Source organism: Streptomyces sp. NPDC093260, assembly GCF_040683715.1.
Classification (GTDB): Bacteria; Actinomycetota; Actinomycetes; order Streptomycetales; family Streptomycetaceae; genus Streptomyces; species Streptomyces sennicomposti.
Genome location: NZ_JBFBEK010000047.1, coordinates 19658 through 36848 on the forward strand (window position 1 = coordinate 19658; position 17191 = coordinate 36848).

Below are 17191 nucleotides of genomic sequence, written 5' to 3' on the forward strand. Positions count from 1 at the left end.
TTCGTCATACATGACGCGGCCCGGCTATTCGGGGCGCGCGAAGACGGGCCGCCGGACCTCCGGGCCGACCCAGCGCCGGGCGAGATCGGCCTCCAGGGCGCTCATCGCGCCCAGGGGGTCCCGCAGCAGCGGCTCGGTCGCTCCGGCACTCGGGTCCTGCCGCTCGCGGCCCACGAGCGCGCCCCAGTGCCCTTCCCCGTTTGCCTTAGTCATATCCGAACTAACGCCACCCGACTTTCCCGGATGCGCGGCAAACGGGTGAAGGAATTCCCCGATTAGACCTATATGTGCTATCGGATGTTTCATCCGTCCAGCCGACGAAATGGACGCAGACATCGACATAACGCAACGGAATAGGAGAGGTCACGGAAAGAGAACGGAGCCGGTCCGCGGGCCCCCCGGGTGGGCCAACGTACGGATTTGCCTTCCATCGCATCTACGGTCCGGACGGCCGCGGGCCCTCTTGCGCCGCCCGCCGTGCCGAGGCGCCGTGCCCGCTGCGCCGTTCGGGGTAACCGCTGCGGCATGGGCGAGATCTTGGTCGGTGCGTGTTCGTGGACGGACCCGATGCTGGTGCGCAGCGGGTGGTACCCGGCCGGCTCCCGGAGCCCGGAGGGGAGGCTGCGGCACTACGCCGGGCGGCTGCCGCTCGTCGAGGTCGACTCGACCTACTACGCCCTCCCCGGGGAGCGGAACAGCCGGTTGTGGGCCGAGCGGACGCCGGACGGGTTCGTCTTCGACGTGAAGGCGTTCTCCTTGCTCACCGGCCATCCGACCCGGGAGGCCGCCCTGCCGCCCGATCTGCGCGCGGGCGCCGGGGTCTCGGGAGACCGGCGCGGCCCGCAGGATCCCCGGAACCCGCGGGACCCGGCGCTGCTGGACGCCGTGTGGGAACGGTTCACCGAGGGCCTGGGGCCGCTGCGGCGCGCCGGGCGGCTGGGCAGCGTGCTGTTCCAGTTCCCGCCGTGGTTCCGGCCGGGCCCGCGGTCCGAGGAGTTCCTCGCCGAGTGCGCCGGGCGGACCGCCAAGTGGCCCGTGTCCGTGGAGTTCCGTCACCCCGCGTGGTGGCGCGAGGAGCAGGCCGGCGCGACCGCCGCGCTGCTGCGCCGCCACGGCTTCGCCGCCGTCGCCGTCGACATGACGCAGTCGCTGCCCGTCTCCGTCCCGCCCGTCACGCCGGTCACCTCGCCCCGGCTCTCCGTCGTCCGCTTCCACGGGCGCAGCACCGCCTGGGGCACCGGGAGCAAGGAGGACCGGTTCCGCCACGAGTACACCGACACGGAGTTGGCGGAGTGGCTTCCGCGGGTGCGGGCGTTCGCCGCGCGGGTGGAACGGGTGCACGTCCTGTTCAACAACTGCTGCGGCGACGCGGCGGTGCGGGCCGCCGAGCGGATGCGCGCACTGCTCGACGGCGGAGGCGCCCCCTCCGACGACTCCTCCTCCCTCACTCTCTTCTGACCGCGTTTCGCCTTCTCCCTCTCGGCGCCGGCGCTCTTCCGCTCCGGCTCTACCGCGCGATCCGCACTGTTCTCGACCCGCTCCCCTGGTCCAGGTCCGACACCCGCACCGTCGCCTTCGCGCTCCACGCGCCGGGGAACGGCAGGTTCAGGGAGTCGCTGCCCCAGTAGCCGCCCCTGTTGACGAGCCGGGCGTCGATCGGGCCGATGTCGCGGTCGGGCAGGGACAGGGACAGTCGGAGTTCGGGGACGGTGGACAGGCCGCCGTCGGGGCCGAACACCACGGCCTCCACGGCGTTCTGGCCCACGCGGCCGGGCTCCAGCGTGATCTGCACCTTGCCCCGGCCGCCGGGCGAGCCGGTGTCGAACGGGATCTCCGTGACGGATGCGCCCGGCACCCCGGCCGCCACGGGCCCGGCCTCGGCCGCCTCGGTCGCGGCGCGGCCCGGCAGGGTGCCGCTCAGGACCGTGGACACCATCAGCACCCCCACGCCCACGGCGACTTCCGTCAGCACCGAACGGCGCAGTGCGCGCAGGCCGGTGCGCGCCGCCGCCAGCCGTGCCGTCCAGTGCCGCGAGCCGCCCGCCACGGCGAGCAGCAGCACCACGGCGACCAGTTTGACCAGCAGCAGCCGCCCGTACGCCGTCCCGGTGAGCGCGGGCCAGGAGCCGAGACCGCGCCAGGACTGGTAGACCCCGGTGGCCACGAGGACGGTGACGGCCAGGAAGGCGAGCCGGGAGAAGCGGGCCGCCGTCACCGCCAGCGGTGTGCCGGGTGCGGTGGGTGCGGTGCCGTCCGTGCGGTCCGTCGCTTCGGCGCCTGCCGTGCCTGCCGTGCCGTCCGTGTCGGCTGCGGCGACGGCGGTGTCCGTGTCGGTCGCGGTATGGCGGCCGGTGAGGGCGTCGGCGGTGTCGGTGTCGGTCGGCCGGGGGGTGCGCTGCAAGGTGGTGAGGAGTGCCGTCAGGCCGCCCAGCCACACCGCCATCGCCAGCAGGTGCAGCACCGAGGAGGCCATCGCCGCGGGGACCTGGAGGCCGGCCGAGGCGTGGTCGGAGGCCGCCCAGGTCAGGGCGAGGGCCAGGGCGAGTACGGCACCCGTCGCGAGGGTGGCGCGGGAGGGAGTGGGGGTGCGGCCCTCACGCCGCACTGGGGTACGGCCCTCCCCCGGCGCGTCCGGCTGCGGCCCGCGTCGGCACAGTCGTACGAGGAACAGGGCCGTCGGGGCGAGCAGGGCCAGGCGGGTCAGCAGGACCACGCCCGGGCGGCCGGTCAGCGTGCGGGACAGGGCCGAGGGAGTGAAGGCGGAGGCCGGGCCGGCGCCCGACTCGTAGGGCGCCCGCAGAAGGAGCAGCGCGAGGGTGGCGGCGAGCAGCAGCCACCAGCCCGCCGCCAGCGGACGGCGCAGCGGGCCGGGGTCCGGCGGGCGGCACAGCAGGACGAAGGCCGCCGTGCCGACGAGCAGGGCGGCGGCGCCGTACGCGGCGTAGCGGGCGAGGTCGTAGAGGCTGCCGGTCAGGGGGTCCTCGGCCGGGCCCGTGTCGACGGCGGCCGTGGCGGGGGACGGTCTGCCCACCGAGAAGGTGAAGGCGCCCGAGACGGGGTGGCTGTCCGCCGACACCACCCGCCAGGCCACGGTGAAGGTGCCCTGCCCCAGCCCGGCGGGGAAGGCCACCCGGGCCGTGTCGGAACGGCCGGGTGCGTGCCGGGGCTCGCCCGTGTGCACCCGCCGTCCGTCGGGGGCGAACAGCCGGAAGGAGTCGTCGAGCAGGCCGACGGACTCGGTGAAGGTCAGTGTGAGCGCGCGGGGGGCCGACGCGAGAACCGTCCCGTCGGCGGGGTCGGCGGACCGCAGACCGGCGTGGGCCGACGCGGTACCCGCGCTGCCGAGGAGGAGCAGGGCCAGGAGCGCGCCGAGCAGCGCAAGGCGGGGGAGCCGCCGGCGCGCACCGGCGTCCCCCGCCTGTCCCACGTGCTGTTCGCACCCTTCGCACCGCCGTCGGGTCACGTCGCTTCTCCGTCCGGGGACTTGCGGCTCGCGGATACGTACGGGGCGGGACTGCGGATCACTCACCGCGCGGTACGGCGAGATCGGCGACGCGGGCACGGCGGGGTTCGCGTGACGGGCACGGCGGGGTTCGCGTGCCGGGCCCGGCGGGGTTCGCGTGCCGGGCCCGGCGGGGCGCGGGGTGCGTACGGCGCTTCACCCCGTCCGGCTGCGGTCCGCCGCCCGGCGCGCGATCATCGGGACATGGACGTCACCCTGCATCTCGCCCAGGACCCCGAGGCCGACGCTCTGCTCGGCCGCAGCCCGCTCGCCGCGCTGCTCGGGATGCTGCTGGACCAGCAGATCCCGATGGAGTGGGCGTTCAAGGGGCCCGCGACGATCGCCCGGCGGATGGGCACCGAGGACCTGGACGCCCACGAGATCGCGGCGTTCGAGCCGGAGACCTTCGGCCGGCTGCTCTCCGACAAGCCGGCCGTGCACCGCTACCCCGGTTCCATGGCCAAGCGCATCCAGCAGCTCTGCCACTACCTCGTCGAGCACTACGACGGCGATCCCGAGGCCGTGTGGCGGGGCGTGGACAGCGGGCGGGAGCTGCTGCGCCGGCTGGAGGAACTGCCCGGCTTCGGCAGGCAGAAGGCGCAGATCTTCCTCGCCCTGCTCGGCAAGCAGCTCGGAGTCCGCCCGGAGGGATGGCGGGAGGCCGCGGGGGCGTACGGCGAGCCGGACTCCTTCCGGTCCGTCGCCGACATCACCGGGCCGGAGTCCCTGAGCAAGGTGCGGGCGCACAAGCAGGAGATGAAGGCCGCGGCCAAGGCGGCCGCGGCGGACAGGACGGCGAAGTCCGCCGGGGGCGGGGAGTGACGGGCCGGACGTGACGGGCTCTGGTGCGCTGGTCCTGGGGCCTTAGGCCGCCGGACGGGGCGTCAACGCCTTCTGCGAGCCGTGCCGAAGAGGGAGCGGGTGATCTCCCTGCCGAGCTGGGTCCCGACCGAGCGGGCCAGGGACCGGAAGACACCGCTGCTGACCACTTGTTCGAGCATGGACGGCTCAGCCGCAGGCCCGGCCCCGGGCCCAGCTCCGGACCGAGGCTCCGCCCGTGGTGCCCGCACCGCCGCCCGTTCCCGTTCCTCCCGCGCGGCCGTCAGTTTCTCGTACGCCGTCTCGCGGTCCACAGGCTGTGCATAACGTTCGTAGAGGGCGGACCCGCGCACCGCGTGGTCCAGTGCCGTCTCGTCCGCCGGGCCCATCAGGGACTCGGGTGCGCGCAGCCGGGTCGCCGCGACCGGTGTCGGCGCGCCGGTCTCGCTGAGCACCGTCACCACCGCCTCGCCGGTGCCGAGCCCGGTCAGCACCTCCTCCAGGTCGTACGCCGAGTCCGGGAACGTCCGCACCGTCGCCTTCAGCGCCTTCTGGTCGTCGGGGGTGAAGGCGCGCAGCGCGTGCTGGATCCGGTTGCCGAGCTGGCCGAGGACGTCGCCGGGCACGTCCTCGGGCGTCTGGGTGACGAAGAAGACGCCGACACCCTTGGATCGGATCAGGCGCACCGTCTGCGTGATCGACTCCAGGAACCCCTTCGAGGCGTCGTCGAACAGCAGATGCGCCTCGTCGAGGAAGAACACCAGCTTCGGCCGGTCCACGTCGCCGACCTCGGGCAGATCGTGGAAGAGGTCGGCGAGGAGCCACATCAGGAACGTCGAGAAGAGCCGCGGCCGGTCCTGGACGGCGGGCAGTTCGAGGACGGAGACGACCCCGCGGCCGTCGCCCGCCGTGCGCAGGAACTCGGCGGTGTCGAACTCCGGTTCGCCGAAGAAGTCCGCCATGCCCTGCGCCTCGGAGGCGGTGAGGGACCGCAGGATCACCCCTGCCGTGGCGGCCGAGAGACCGCCGATGCCCTTCAGTTCGGCCCTGCCCTCGTCGGAGGTGAGGAAGGCGATGACCGCCCTGAGGTCCTTGAGGTCGATCAGTTCCAGGCCCTTGGCGTCGGCGTAGTGGAAGATCAGGGCGAGGGACTGCTCCTGGGTCCGGTTGAGTTCCAGGACCTTGGCCAGCAGCAGGGGGCCGAAGCTGGTGACGGTCGCCCGGAGCGGTACGCCGTGGCCGTGGCCGCCGAGCGCGTAGAACTCGGCCGGGGAGCCGTTCGGCGTCCAGTGCTGGCGGACCTCGGCGGCCCGCGAGCGGATCGGGTCGTTGACCGCGCCCGGCTCGGCGACGCCGGACAGGTCGCCCTTCACATCGGCGAGGAAGACGGGCACGCCCCGTGCCGAGAGCTGTTCGGCGATCAGCTGGAGCGTCTTGGTCTTGCCGGTGCCGGTGGCGCCCGCGACCAGGCCGTGGCGGTTGAGCATCGCCAGCGGGACGCGGACCTGCGCCTCGGGCAGGCACCGCCCGTCCCAGAGGAGCGCGCCGAGGTCGAGGGCGGGCCCGGTGGTGGCGTATCCGGCGGCGATCCGCCGGGCCGGCGGCGGGAGGGGTGTTTCCGGCGCGGGCGGTGCTACGGCTGTCTCCGGCGGGGGCGCGGGCGCCTCCGGTGGGGGCGCGGTGGAGGGGCCGGGAGGCTGCGGCATGCCGGCGGGTCCGGTGGACTCGGGGGTGGTCTCGACTGCCCGGGGAGGAGTTCCGGTCCTCCCGGGAGGGGCTCCGGTGGCCCGGGGAGGAGTTCCGGCTGCCCCGGTGGCGGTCCCGGGCGTCTCGGGCGAGGTTCCGGTTGTCTCGGGGGAGGTCTCGCCGTCGTTCATCTCAGCCCCTGTTCAGCCCGTGTCCGCCTGCGCAGCACGCCTCGGCGTGGCCTCCGGTTCGGCTGCCGTTCCCGGTTCGTCCGGTTTTGCCGTGGCATGTCCAGCCTCGCACTACGACGCCTGGGCTGCGCCCGGAAGCTCTTGGCCGGTAGGCTTTCCGTGTGATCTTCAAGCGCATCGGAAACGGCCGGCCGTACCCCGACCACGGCCGGGAAAGCACCCGGCAGTGGGCGGACGTCGCGCCGCGCCCGGTCCGCCTCGATCAGCTCGTGACCACCAAGCAGCAGCTCGACCTCGAGACCCTGCTCGCGGAGGACTCGACCTTCTACGGCGACCTCTTCGCCCATGTGGTCAAGTGGCAGGGCGACCTGTATCTGGAGGACGGCCTCCACCGCGCGGTGCGGGCGGCGCTGCAACAGCGTCAGGTGCTGCACGCGCGCGTCCTCGAACTGGACTGAGCCCGCCGCCGGAACGGGCGGTCCGGTGACCGCTTGGACCTTTCGGGTTCTGCTGGGCGGTATCCGATGATCATCCAGTAGGAAACACTGCCCGGGCGCACTACGCTGCGCCCATGAGCATGCTCACTCCCCCCGGCATGGGCGGGAAGTACCGGATCACGGGCAACAAGTACCCGCGGATGCGCAGGCCCCGGCGACACGGCAGGCTCGCCTTCCTGGCCGCCGCCTCCGTCGTCGTGCTCGGTCTGATCGGCTGGGGCACACTGCAGCTCATCGACGTCTTCACCGGCGGCGAGAAGGCCGCGGCGGCCGGCGGCAAGGCGCACTGCGCGACCGACGCGGCGGCCAAGTCGGCCTCCGCCCGGGCGAGTACGGCGCCGGCGCCGCCCAAGCCGGGCGCGATCACCGTCAACGTCCTCAACGCCACGCCCCGCGGCGGACTGGCCAAGCAGACCGCGGACGAGCTGAAGAAGCGCGGCTTCCGCATCGGGCAGGTGGGCAACGCGCCCAAGGAGTTCGACAAGAAGATCAAGGGCACGGGGCTCCTGCTCGGACCTGCCTCCGCCCTGAACACCTCGCTGCCCGTGCTGGGAACCCAGCTGCCGGGGGCGGAGCGGCGTACGGACACCCGCAAGGGGACCGACGTCGATCTGATCATCGGCACGGGGTTCCAGCAGCTCGCGCAGAAGCCGGCGGCGGACAAGGCGCTGGCGGCGCTGACCGCGCCGACGCCGGTCGCCCCGAAGAAGGGGTGCTGAAGGGGGCGGCTCGTGGCCGCCCCGATCGGCGGGACTCGGACCGCGGGGTCCGGGCCCGGTCCGGACGGTTCGGTTACTCCGCCGAGCCGTACATGCGGTCGCCCGCGTCTCCGAGGCCCGGGATGATGTAGCCGTGCTCGTTCAGGCGTTCGTCCACCGACGCCGTCACGACCGTGACCGGGGTGCCCGCCAGGTCGCGTTCCATGACCTCGACGCCCTCGGGGGCGGCCAGCAGCACCACGGCGGTCACGTCGTCGGCGCCGCGCTTGATCAGCTCCTGGATCGCCGCGACCAGCGTGCCGCCGGTGGCGAGCATCGGGTCCAGGACGTAGACCTGACGGCCGGAGAGGTCCTCGGGCATCCGCGTGGCGTACGTCGAGGCCTGGAGCGTCTCCTCGTTGCGGATCATGCCCAGGAAACCCACCTCGGCGGTCGGCAGCAGCCGCACCATGCCGTCCAGCATGCCGAGGCCGGCCCGCAGGATCGGCACCACCAGCGGGCGCGGGTGGGACAGCTTGACGCCGGTGGTCTGCGCGACCGGGGTGGAGATGTCGACCTGCTCGGTCCGCACGTCGCGCGTCGCCTCGTAGGCGAGCAGGGTGACCAGCTCGTCGGCGAGCCTGCGGAAGGTGGCGGAGTCGGTGCGGCGGTCGCGCAGCGTGGTGAGCTTGTGAGCGACCAGGGGGTGGTCGACGACGTGGAGACGCATGTGCCAACAGTAACCGGGCGCCGGGCACCCCCACCGCCCGTGGTCCCGGCCCCGAGGGCCCACCGCCCCTGGTCCCCTGTACCGGCGCCCTCCGTGCGGCGGAGGGCGGGCGTCCTGCGCCGCCGGGGCATCAAACCCTCCGCCCGAGGGAAGGCGGGAGGGACGGACTGGGGTGATGAACCAATGCCTGACCGGCACTCCCGCAAGGATCGTCCGTCGCCGGGCGCACAGCCCGGGACGGCGGACACACCGGACCCGGCGGCCCGCACACGGACCGCAGCTCCCCCACGGACGGCGGATGCCGCGCGGTCCACGGGCCTCGCGCAGCCGCCGCACCGCGCGCAGCCCGCGGACCGCCCGCAGGCGTCGGCGCGCGCACCGGGGTCGGGGCGCGTACGGACCTCGGGGCGTCCGCGGACCACGGACCGCCCGCAGTCGGCCCGCTCCCCGAGAAGCCTCACGCGGTCGGCGCAGGACGGGTCCACGGAACGGACCACGAAGACCGCCGGGGCCGGGGAGTCCACCGGGACCACGGAGGCCACCAGGGCGGGGGAGGCCGCCGGAGCGAGGGAGGCTTCCAGCGCCGCTGAGGCTTCCGGGCCCGAGCAGGCGTCCGAGGCGACACACGCGGCCGACGACATGCGGGTGGCCGGTGCCGTGCAGGCGCCCGAGGCCCTGGACGGCGAGGAGAGCGACTCCCAGCGTCGGCGGCGGCGCGCCCAGTTCCTGCGCGATCTCGCCGAGGCGCGCGAGCTGCGCGACCGCGTCCAGCCGCGCCGCGCCAAGGCCGCCCGGCTGCGGCACGCGATGCGGATGCGCACCTTCCGCTGGTAGGCCCCTGACCGGCCGGACCGCGTCACGCCGTACGGCCGCGTTCTCACGGCGGCCACCTTCCGCGTCCGGCCCCACCAGGCTTCCGGGCGGGCACCCCTGCCCGGAGGGCCCGCGCCACCGCCGCGCCCGGCCCCGCCGAACGCGCCCGCACGGACGCGTCCCCCGCCGGAAGCACGGGCCCCGCCGTACGGCCGCGTCCCACCGGCAGACACCTGCCGCCCGGCCTCACCAGGAACCCCGGACAGACACGCAGCACCGAAGACCGCCCGCCGCGGCCGCGCTCGGCCGGGAGGCCACCCGGCACGCCGTACGGACGCGGCATCCGCCCGGAAACCGACACGCCACGCCCGGCGCCACACCCCACGTGGTACGGCCGTGCCCGGCCCGGAGGCCACACTCCGCACCGCACGGACGCGCCCCGCCCAAGGGCCACACGACACGGACAGGCGCCCTTTCCTCTCCCCCTCCCGGAGGCCACCCGCTCCGCCTCCCGGCCGGAAGCCACCCGCTCCCCCTCCCGAGACCACCGCCGGTCGCCCGCCACGCCGTACAGACGCAGCTTCCCCGAAGGCCAGACGCCCCGCCGGTCAGGCCCCCTCCCGAAGGCCACACGCCACACCAAACGGACCCGTGGCCTCCGGTCGGGGCCGGGCGGGCGCCCGAGGGAGGTCGGTCGGGCGGCGCGCCGAGCGGACGTGTGGCGCCACGCGGGGAAACGCCGACGTCCGCGCGGGCGTTGCGCGGCGGCCGTGCGTGGCCGGCGGGCAAAGCCGCGTACGATCCGCAGGTGGCGGCAACGAGTGCGCTGGTGAGTCCTTCACCGGTGTACGGCAAAACAGCCGGACACAGGGTGCCGAAGACGTCCCCTGACGGCCTTGTTTCTGCCACGATTCCGAGTGGGTGGGGCTCGGAGCCAGCTCTCCCCGCCCAGAACCTCCGCCGGGGGGACCCCCAACCGGCACGCCTATGACCAGTGGGAGAGTCACGGTGTACTTCGCCGCACTGCTCGCGCGCACCGAAGACGGGTGGGAAGCGAGCGACACAGAGCTCGACGATGTGGAGACGCTGTCCGACCTGGCAGACCTGGCCCGGGAGGCCTCGCCCGAGGACGACACCGTGCTCGTCCTCATCGAGCAGGAGGACGCGTGGTTCGGCGTCGTACGCGTGGACGGCGAGGACGATCCTCGTATCTACGTCTCGGACGCCGCGGCCGCGGCCCGCAGTTCGTACGGCGAGATCCTGCTCACCGACGAACTGCTCGGCCGGGAGCCCGGTGACGACGGCCCCGACCTGGACGCGCTCGACCTCGACGGCACGGAGGACGGCGAGCCCGCGCCCGCCGGTGACGACGAGGAGGAGACCGGCTCGTCCGAGACCATCACGCACAGTCCGCTGGGCGACGGCCAGATCCTGGAGGACCTGGGCGTCACCGAGAAGGAGCTGCGCGCCCTGGACGCGGACGACGCCCTGAACACGATCGCCGAGTCCCTGGGCGCCTCGGAGGTCCTGGAGACCGTCCGCTGACCCCGCACACCCCGAAGGAGCAACCGGCGACGTCCCGACCCCGGCCCGCGTCCGAGCCGGGGAGGACGGCCGCACCCGGGTCCGGGACGGGGGCCGGGTCCGGATCCGGCCCCCGTCCCGGACCCGGATCCACCGACCCTGGAACGACCGTTCCGAACACGCCCACCTCACCCCCCTCACCCCCACCCACCCCACTCCCCGCAGCCGACCCCGTGAGGGACCCCTGGCGGAACGCCATGCGGCTCGCCCTGGCCGAGGCCCGGCGGGCCGTCGAGGGCGGTGACGTCCCCGTCGGCGCCGTCGTCCTCTCCGCCGACGGTGACGTGCTCGGCGCGGGCCACAACGAGCGCGAGGCCACCGGCGACCCGACCGCCCACGCCGAGGTCCTGGCCATCCGGCGGGCCGCCGAACGGGTCGGCGAGTGGCGGCTGTCCGGCTGCACGCTGGTCGTCACGCTGGAGCCGTGCACGATGTGCGCGGGCGCCCTCGTCCTGTCCCGTGTCGACCGGGTGGTCTACGGCGCCCGCGACGAGAAGGCGGGTGCCGCCGGCTCGCTCTGGGACGTCGTACGCGACCGTCGCCTCAACCACCGGCCCGAGGTGATCGAGGGCGTGCTCGCCGAGGACTGCGCCGCGCTCCTCACCGGGTTCTTCCGCGCCCGCTGACACCTTGCATCCGGATCCGGGCCCCGTGCTGCGGGTCCGGATCCGGTCCTCCCGTGCCCCCACAGGGGCGCCCCCGTTACGGCCGAGCGGATCGGATTTCTGAGCACGGCCCACCGTGCTGTAAGGTCTCCCTCGGTAGCGTGTCCGAGCGGCCGAAGGAGCTCGCCTCGAAAGCGAGTGTGGCGCAAGTCACCGAGGGTTCAAATCCCTCCGCTACCGCTCTAGAAGGGCCTCGTCCGATCGGACGAGGCCCTTTGTGCGATCATCTGCGATCATCGACAGCGCTCGGCTCGCAGCCGGCGACGACGCGACCGCCGGACAGGGCAAACCAGTGACAGGGGGAGGCCGCGATGGCGGTGAACGCCAAGAAGATCGTCGTCTATGCACTCGTGGTCTTCGCGCTCTACGTGATCATCACGGACCCGGCGAAGGCCGCCGACTACGTCCAGATAGGGTTCCAGGGCATATCGGACGCGGCCGGGGCCATCGGCGACTTCATGACCTGGGCCGCCAACGGAGGTAAGTGATGATCCGCCATCTGGTCCTCTTCAAGCTCGACGAGGGCGTCGAACGCGACGACCCGCGCGTCGTGGCCGGCGCCGAGGCCTTCCGCGCCCTCGGCGGCCAGATCGACGAGCTGCGCTTCTGGGAGTGCGGCTGGAACACCAGCGACCGCCCCATCGCCTACGACTTCGCGATCAACTCGGCCGTCGAGGACGCCGACGCGCTGAAGCGGTACCTGGAGCACCCGGCGCACCAGGCCGGGGTGGCCCTGTGGCGCGAGTTCGCCACCTGGGTGATCGCCGACTACGACTTCTGAGTCGTACGGCCGCGCGAGCACGCGGTCGGCCCCGCACCGGAGAGGATGCCCCCGGGCGCCCAGAACAGGTGCGGGGCTTTGCCATGCCCTACCCACCTTTTCCTCCCTCAACACGTGCATATGCGGTGCTTGAACACTCTGTACCTGTCTTGTGATGCTATGACCGCTTTTGACGGATGAGTTGATCGATGAAGAGGTGGCGTTGACCGTGCCGGCCAGTACTGCGCCGCCCCAGGAAGAGGCTCCCGCCGAGGCCGCGCACCCCGGGCCTGCCCCGGCGCCGACCGCCGCCCCCGCGCCGGAACACCCCGAGCAGCCCGAGCAGCCCGAGAAGCCGGAGCAACCGGAGAAGCCGGAGAAGCGGCGCGGCGCCGACACCCGGGCCCTCACCCAGGTGCTCTTCACCCAGCTCAAGGAGCTGGAACCGGGCACCTCCGAGCACGCCCGCGTACGCGGGGCGCTCATCGAGGCCAACCTTCCGCTGGTGCGCTACGCCGCCGGCCGCTTCCGCTCCCGCAACGAGCCGATGGAGGACGTCGTCCAGGTCGGCACCATCGGCCTGATCAACGCCATCGACCGCTTCGACCCCGACCGCGGCGTGCAGTTCCCGACCTTCGCGATGCCGACCGTCGTCGGCGAGATCAAGCGCTACTTCCGCGACAACGTCCGCACCGTGCACGTGCCGCGCCGGCTGCACGAGCTGTGGGTGCAGGTCAACAGCGCCACCGAGGACCTGACGACCGCCTTCGGACGCTCCCCCACGACCGCCGAGATCGCCGAGCGGCTGCGCATCACCGAGGAGGAGGTGCTCTCCTGCATCGAGGCGGGGCGGTCGTACCACGCGACCTCGCTGGAGGCGGCCCAGGAGGGCGACGGACTGCCCGGGCTACTCGACCGGCTCGGCTACGAGGACCCGGCCCTCGACGGCGTCGAGCACCGCGACCTCGTCCGCCATCTCCTGGTCCAGCTCCCCGAGCGCGAACAGCGGATCCTGCTGCTGCGCTACTACAGCAATCTGACGCAGTCCCAGATCAGCGCGGAGCTCGGCGTCTCCCAGATGCACGTGTCCCGGCTACTGGCACGTAGCTTCCAGCGACTGCGATCCGCAAACAGGATCGAGGCGTAACCTTCACGAGCGATTCGCTCACCAGGCCGGATACCGACAAGCACGGCCCGACTGATCGTCAGACCGCGTTCAGCCAGGGCCGTTTCGTGAATCGGATGTCGACATGTCACTACGGCGCGTTGCCGACATGTGACATTCTGCGGGAAGCGCGTTTGCCGTGGCTCCGGCTCCGGTATTCAGGTGAGGGCTGAGGTTCTCCTCGTCGAGGAGCCCGGCCGAGACCGTCCCGCGACCCAGAGGGGGTGGCATGTCCGCAGAACAGGGCAGCTCCGAGGTGCTGACGCTCAGCAAGAGCGAGGCCCCTTCCCCGGCGCTCGAGCCGATCGACGCCCTCGACGACGTGGTGGCTCTCGGGGCCGCGCCGGACCCGGCCCCGGTGCTGGAGGCTCCGGAGGCCATCGACACCCGCACCCTGTCCCGCTCCCTGTTCCTGCGGCTGGCCGCGCTGGAGGAGGACAGCCCCGAGCGCGCCTACGTCCGGGACACCCTCATCGAGCTGAACCTCCCCCTCGTCCGCTACGCGGCCGCCCGCTTCCGCTCGCGCAACGAGCCGATGGAGGACATCGTCCAGGTCGGCACCATCGGCCTGATCAAGGCGATCGACCGCTTCGACTGCGAACGCGGCGTGGAGTTCCCGACCTTCGCGATGCCGACCGTCGTCGGCGAGATCAAGCGCTTCTTCCGCGACACCTCCTGGTCGGTGCGAGTGCCCCGGCGCCTCCAGGAGCTGCGGCTCGCGCTCACCAAGGCCAGCGACGAGCTGTCGCAGAAGCTGGACCGGTCGCCCACCGTCGCCGAACTGGCCGCCGTGCTGGGCGTGTCGGAGGAGGACGTCGTCGACGGCCTCGCGGTCGGCAACGCGTACACCGCCTCGTCCCTCGACTCCCCGGCCCCCGAGGACGACGGCGGCGAGGGCTCCCTCGCGGACCGCCTCGGCTACGAGGACTCGGCGCTGGAGGGCGTGGAGTACCGCGAGTCGCTCAAGCCGCTGCTGGCCAAGCTGCCGCCCCGGGAGCGGCGGATCATCATGCTCCGCTTCTTCGCCAACATGACCCAGTCGCAGATCGGCGAGGAGGTCGGCATCTCGCAGATGCACGTCTCCCGCCTGCTCACCCGGACCCTGGCGCAGCTGCGGGACGGGCTCATCTCCGACTGAGGCCCCGCGGCACACCGCGGGCGGGCACGACTCATGGCCGCCGATGCGCTCTCCTGGCGCGTCGGCGGCCGTCGTATGTCCATGTCGTACCCCTGTGCCGTACGTCTGTACGGAGGCCCGGGTCGGCGGGCTCCGGTCGCGCGTCCTACTTGAGCGCCAGCCACGCGACGGCCGCGATGACCAGCACGGCGACGACGACACCGGCGATCAGGCCGATGCGCGGGCCGGAAGAGGTCTGCTGCGGCTGCTGCCTGCCCTGGGGGGCGGCCTCGTCGACGAACGCGCGGAACATCTGGGTGCTGCCGGCGGGGTCGTAGTTGCCCTGGGGGCCCTGGGTGTTAGCCATGGCCCGAGACCCTAGCGAAGACGCCGGCCGCTGCCCAAGTGGGGTGTGCTCTTCCTCGCTTGATTTGTACCGGAGTTGGGGTGAACGTCCCTGCGGGCCGCGTCCCCAGACCCCCGCTGTCGGCCTGACTGGCCTCGCCCTCGAACGCCGGACGGGCTGAATCCACGCGCCCACTCCCCCACCTGCGGATTTACACTCGCAATACTTGTCTTTGCCAAGTTTTTGCGCCAGTCGACCCTTGTTTGTTTGCCTGCAGCAACCAACCGATCGTATGGTTGCCCCAAGCAACGATTGCGGGAGGTGTGATGGCCGAGCGGGCGCAGTACGAAGAACTGGCGCGTCAGCTCAGTGCCGTCGGCGCCGTGAAACGGGACATGGGTCGGATCCTGCCGCCCGACTGCCCGGCCGGCTCCGCCGCCGCGCTGACCCTGATCGGCCGCCACGGCGACATGCGCATGAGCAAGCTCGCCGAGCTGCTCGCCGTGGACATGTCGGTGACCAGCCGGCATGTCGCACACGTCGCCGCACGCGGCTGGATCGAGCGGCTGCCGGACCCGGCGGACAAGCGTTCGCGCATCCTGCGCCTGACTCCCGCCGGGGTCGACCAGCTCGCCGAGCTGTCCCGGCGCACCACGCACCTGTTCGCGGAGCGGCTGAGCGACTGGACCGACGACGAGGTCGGTCAGCTCATCCGGCTGATGGGCCGGCTGCGCGACAGCTTCGGCGACTGCCGGTCCACCCCGGTCCGGCTGCCCGCGCCCATGGCCGAGCAGCCCGCGACCACGGCGACCGCACCCGCGTCCGCGGCCACGGCGCCGCCGACCCCGTAGTCACACCGGACCACCCGTACACCCGCAAGCACGTAAGTAAAGGAAGCCCATGGCAACGACCACACCAGCCGGTGTGCGGGCTCACGCCAAGCACGGGGGAGACTCCCCGGGCGACGCTCCGATGACCCACCGGCAGATCATGGAGGCACTCTCCGGGCTGCTGCTCGGCATGTTCGTGGCGATCCTGTCGTCCACGATCGTCTCCAACGCCCTGCCGAGGATCATCGGCGACCTCGGTGGCGGCCAGTCCGCCTACACCTGGGTGGTCACGGCGGCCCTGCTGTCGATGACCGCGGCCACTCCCCTGTGGGGCAAGCTCGCCGACCTGTACAGCAAGAAGGCGCTCGTCCAGATAGCCCTGGTCATCTACGTCGTGGCGTCGATGGCGGCCGGTCTCTCGCAGAACCCCGGCATGCTGATCGTCTGCCGCGTGGTCCAGGGCATCGGCGTCGGCGGTCTGTCCGCGCTGGCGCAGATCGTCATGGCCGCGATGATCTCCCCGCGTGAGCGCGGCCGCTACTCCGGTTACCTGGGCGCCACGTTCGCCGTCGCCACCGTCGGCGGCCCGCTGCTCGGCGGCGTCATCACCGACACCTCCTGGCTCGGCTGGCGCTGGTGCTTCTACGTCGGCGTGCCGTTCGCGGTGATCGCCCTGATCGTGCTGCAGAAGACCCTGCACCTGCCCGTGGTGAAGCGTCAGGTGAAGGTCGACTGGCTCGGCGCGTTCCTGATCTCCGCGGCCGTGTCGCTGCTGCTGATCTGGGTCACCTTCGCCGGTGACAAGTACGACTGGATGTCGTGGCAGACCGCCGCGATGGTCGCCGGTTCCGTCGTCCTCGGCGCGCTGTTCGTGCTGGTCGAGTCGAAGGCCGCCGAGCCGATCATCCCGCTGCGGCTGTTCCGCAACCGCACCATCACGCTGGCGTCGCTCGCCTCGCTCTTCGTGGGCATCGCGATGTTCACCGGCACGGTGTTCTTCTCGCAGTACTTCCAGCTGGCGCGCGACAAGTCCCCGACGATGTCGGGCGTCATGACGATCCCGATGATCGGTGGCCTGTTCATCTCCTCCACCGTCTCCGGCCAGTTCATCACCCGCACCGGCCGCTGGAAGGCGTGGCTGGTCAGCGGTGGCGTCCTGGTGACGGCCGGCCTCGCCCTGCTCGGCACCATCCGGTACGACACGGACTACTGGAAGATGGCCGTCTTCATGGCCCTGCTGGGTCTCGGCATCGGCATGATGATGCAGAACCTGGTGCTGTGCACGCAGAACCAGGTGGAGCCGAGCGACCTCGGCTCGGCCAGCTCCACGGTGACCTTCTTCCGCTCCCTCGGCGGTGCGGTCGGCGTCTCCGCGCTGGGTGCCGTGATGGCCAGCCGGATCACCGACTACGTCAAGGACGGCCTGACCGACCTCGGCCCGAAGTACGCCCAGCTCGCCGACGGCTCCGGCTCAGGCAGCGGCACCATCCCGGACATGGACGCGCTGCCCGCCCCGCTGCGCACGGTCATGGAGAGCGCCTACGGGCACGGCATCGCCGACATCTTCATGATCGCGGGCGGTATGGCGGCGATCGCCTTCCTGATCACGCTGTTCATCAAGGAGGTCCCGCTGCGCACCAAGGGCGCGCTGGCGCAGGGGGCCGAGAGCGAGGCCGCCCCGGTGGACCCGGCCGCGGCTCCGACCGTCGCCGAGGCGCAGACTCAGGCCCCGGTCGTCGAGGCCGCCGTGTCGGACACGTTCACTCCCGCCGGTGAGCGGGTGCCGGG

General features: G+C 72.6%; 18 protein-coding genes and 1 tRNA gene. 14 read left to right on the forward strand and 5 right to left on the reverse strand.

What is annotated here, in order from left to right; translation table 11 throughout:
* Positions 1-24 precede the first annotated feature (24 nt).
* Positions 25-213 (reverse strand): hypothetical protein, encoded by a 189-nt coding sequence (locus AB0N63_RS34725; RefSeq protein ID WP_365535711.1) that lies wholly within the window; start codon positions 211-213, stop codon positions 25-27.
* 312 nt (positions 214-525) lie between these two features.
* Between AB0N63_RS34725 and AB0N63_RS34730 the strand changes: the two genes are divergently transcribed.
* The gene (locus tag AB0N63_RS34730) at positions 526-1458 is read left to right on the forward strand and encodes a DUF72 domain-containing protein (RefSeq protein ID WP_365535714.1); all 933 of its coding nucleotides are present in this window, start codon (positions 526-528) and stop codon (positions 1456-1458) included.
* Positions 1459-1507: 49 nt separating this feature from the next.
* Here the strand turns inward: AB0N63_RS34730 and AB0N63_RS34735 are convergent, their stop codons facing one another.
* Entirely contained in the window at positions 1508-3427 is a 1920-nt protein-coding gene (locus tag AB0N63_RS34735) for a copper resistance protein CopC (protein WP_365535717.1), read from the reverse strand.
* Between the two features lie 279 nt (positions 3428-3706).
* Between AB0N63_RS34735 and AB0N63_RS34740 the strand changes: the two genes are divergently transcribed.
* Positions 3707-4324 (forward strand): HhH-GPD-type base excision DNA repair protein, encoded by a 618-nt coding sequence (locus AB0N63_RS34740; RefSeq protein WP_365535720.1) that lies wholly within the window; start codon positions 3707-3709, stop codon positions 4322-4324.
* A gap of 62 nt (positions 4325-4386) precedes the next feature.
* On the opposite strand, the gene AB0N63_RS34745 is transcribed toward AB0N63_RS34740, so the two are convergent.
* Entirely contained in the window at positions 4387-6027 is a 1641-nt protein-coding gene (locus AB0N63_RS34745; protein ID WP_365535723.1) for a helicase HerA-like domain-containing protein, read from the reverse strand.
* Between the two features lie 332 nt (positions 6028-6359).
* On the opposite strand from AB0N63_RS34745, the gene AB0N63_RS34750 reads away from it, so the two are divergent.
* Positions 6360-6656 (forward strand): type II toxin-antitoxin system VapB family antitoxin, encoded by a 297-nt coding sequence (locus tag AB0N63_RS34750; RefSeq protein ID WP_004943146.1) that lies wholly within the window; start codon positions 6360-6362, stop codon positions 6654-6656.
* A 137-nt stretch (positions 6657-6793) separates the two neighbouring features.
* Positions 6794-7414, forward strand: a complete 621-nt coding sequence (locus AB0N63_RS34755) for a LytR C-terminal domain-containing protein (protein WP_365535743.1) — start codon at positions 6794-6796, stop codon at positions 7412-7414.
* A 73-nt stretch (positions 7415-7487) separates the two neighbouring features.
* Here the strand turns inward: AB0N63_RS34755 and upp are convergent, their stop codons facing one another.
* Positions 7488-8123 (reverse strand): uracil phosphoribosyltransferase, encoded by a 636-nt coding sequence (upp, locus tag AB0N63_RS34760; protein ID WP_009189458.1) that lies wholly within the window; start codon positions 8121-8123, stop codon positions 7488-7490.
* A gap of 639 nt (positions 8124-8762) precedes the next feature.
* Here upp and AB0N63_RS34765 point away from each other — a divergent pair.
* The 8 genes from AB0N63_RS34765 to AB0N63_RS34800 all read left to right on the forward strand — a co-directional run bounded on the left by AB0N63_RS34765 (position 8763) and on the right by AB0N63_RS34800 (position 14248).
* Positions 8763-8957 (forward strand): hypothetical protein, encoded by a 195-nt coding sequence (locus AB0N63_RS34765; protein ID WP_365535725.1) that lies wholly within the window; start codon positions 8763-8765, stop codon positions 8955-8957.
* A gap of 987 nt (positions 8958-9944) precedes the next feature.
* On the forward strand, positions 9945-10481 hold the full coding sequence (locus AB0N63_RS34770; protein ID WP_365535746.1) for a hypothetical protein: 537 nt from the start codon (positions 9945-9947) through the stop codon (positions 10479-10481).
* 236 nt (positions 10482-10717) lie between these two features.
* Positions 10718-11146 (forward strand): tRNA adenosine(34) deaminase TadA, encoded by a 429-nt coding sequence (gene tadA / locus AB0N63_RS34775; RefSeq protein WP_365535728.1) that lies wholly within the window; start codon positions 10718-10720, stop codon positions 11144-11146.
* Positions 11147-11280: 134 nt separating this feature from the next.
* Positions 11281-11365: transfer RNA gene (locus AB0N63_RS34780), tRNA-Ser, on the forward strand.
* Between the two features lie 131 nt (positions 11366-11496).
* Entirely contained in the window at positions 11497-11673 is a 177-nt protein-coding gene (locus AB0N63_RS34785; RefSeq protein WP_009189462.1) for a hypothetical protein, read from the forward strand.
* Positions 11673-11966, forward strand: coding sequence for a Dabb family protein (locus tag AB0N63_RS34790; protein WP_365535730.1), 294 nt, complete (start codon positions 11673-11675; stop codon positions 11964-11966). Before AB0N63_RS34785 ends, AB0N63_RS34790 begins: the two co-directional genes overlap by 1 nt.
* A 208-nt stretch (positions 11967-12174) precedes the next feature.
* Positions 12175-13092 carry an RNA polymerase sigma factor SigF gene (locus AB0N63_RS34795; RefSeq protein WP_365535732.1) on the forward strand — a complete coding sequence of 306 codons (918 nt, stop codon included), beginning with the start codon at positions 12175-12177 and terminating at the stop codon, positions 13090-13092.
* A gap of 247 nt (positions 13093-13339) precedes the next feature.
* On the forward strand, positions 13340-14248 hold the full coding sequence (locus AB0N63_RS34800) for an RNA polymerase sigma factor SigF (protein WP_365535735.1): 909 nt from the start codon (positions 13340-13342) through the stop codon (positions 14246-14248).
* A 145-nt stretch (positions 14249-14393) separates the two neighbouring features.
* On the opposite strand, the gene AB0N63_RS34805 is transcribed toward AB0N63_RS34800, so the two are convergent.
* Positions 14394-14594 carry a hypothetical protein gene (locus tag AB0N63_RS34805; protein WP_365535736.1) on the reverse strand — a complete coding sequence of 67 codons (201 nt, stop codon included), beginning with the start codon at positions 14592-14594 and terminating at the stop codon, positions 14394-14396.
* Positions 14595-14899: 305 nt separating this feature from the next.
* Between AB0N63_RS34805 and AB0N63_RS34810 the strand changes: the two genes are divergently transcribed.
* A complete protein-coding gene (locus tag AB0N63_RS34810) occupies positions 14900-15424 on the forward strand; it encodes a MarR family transcriptional regulator (protein ID WP_365535738.1) in 525 nt (174 codons plus the stop codon).
* A 49-nt stretch (positions 15425-15473) separates the two neighbouring features.
* On the forward strand, positions 15474-17191 hold a 1718-nt coding region (locus AB0N63_RS34815; protein ID WP_365535741.1), incomplete at its 3' end, for an MDR family MFS transporter.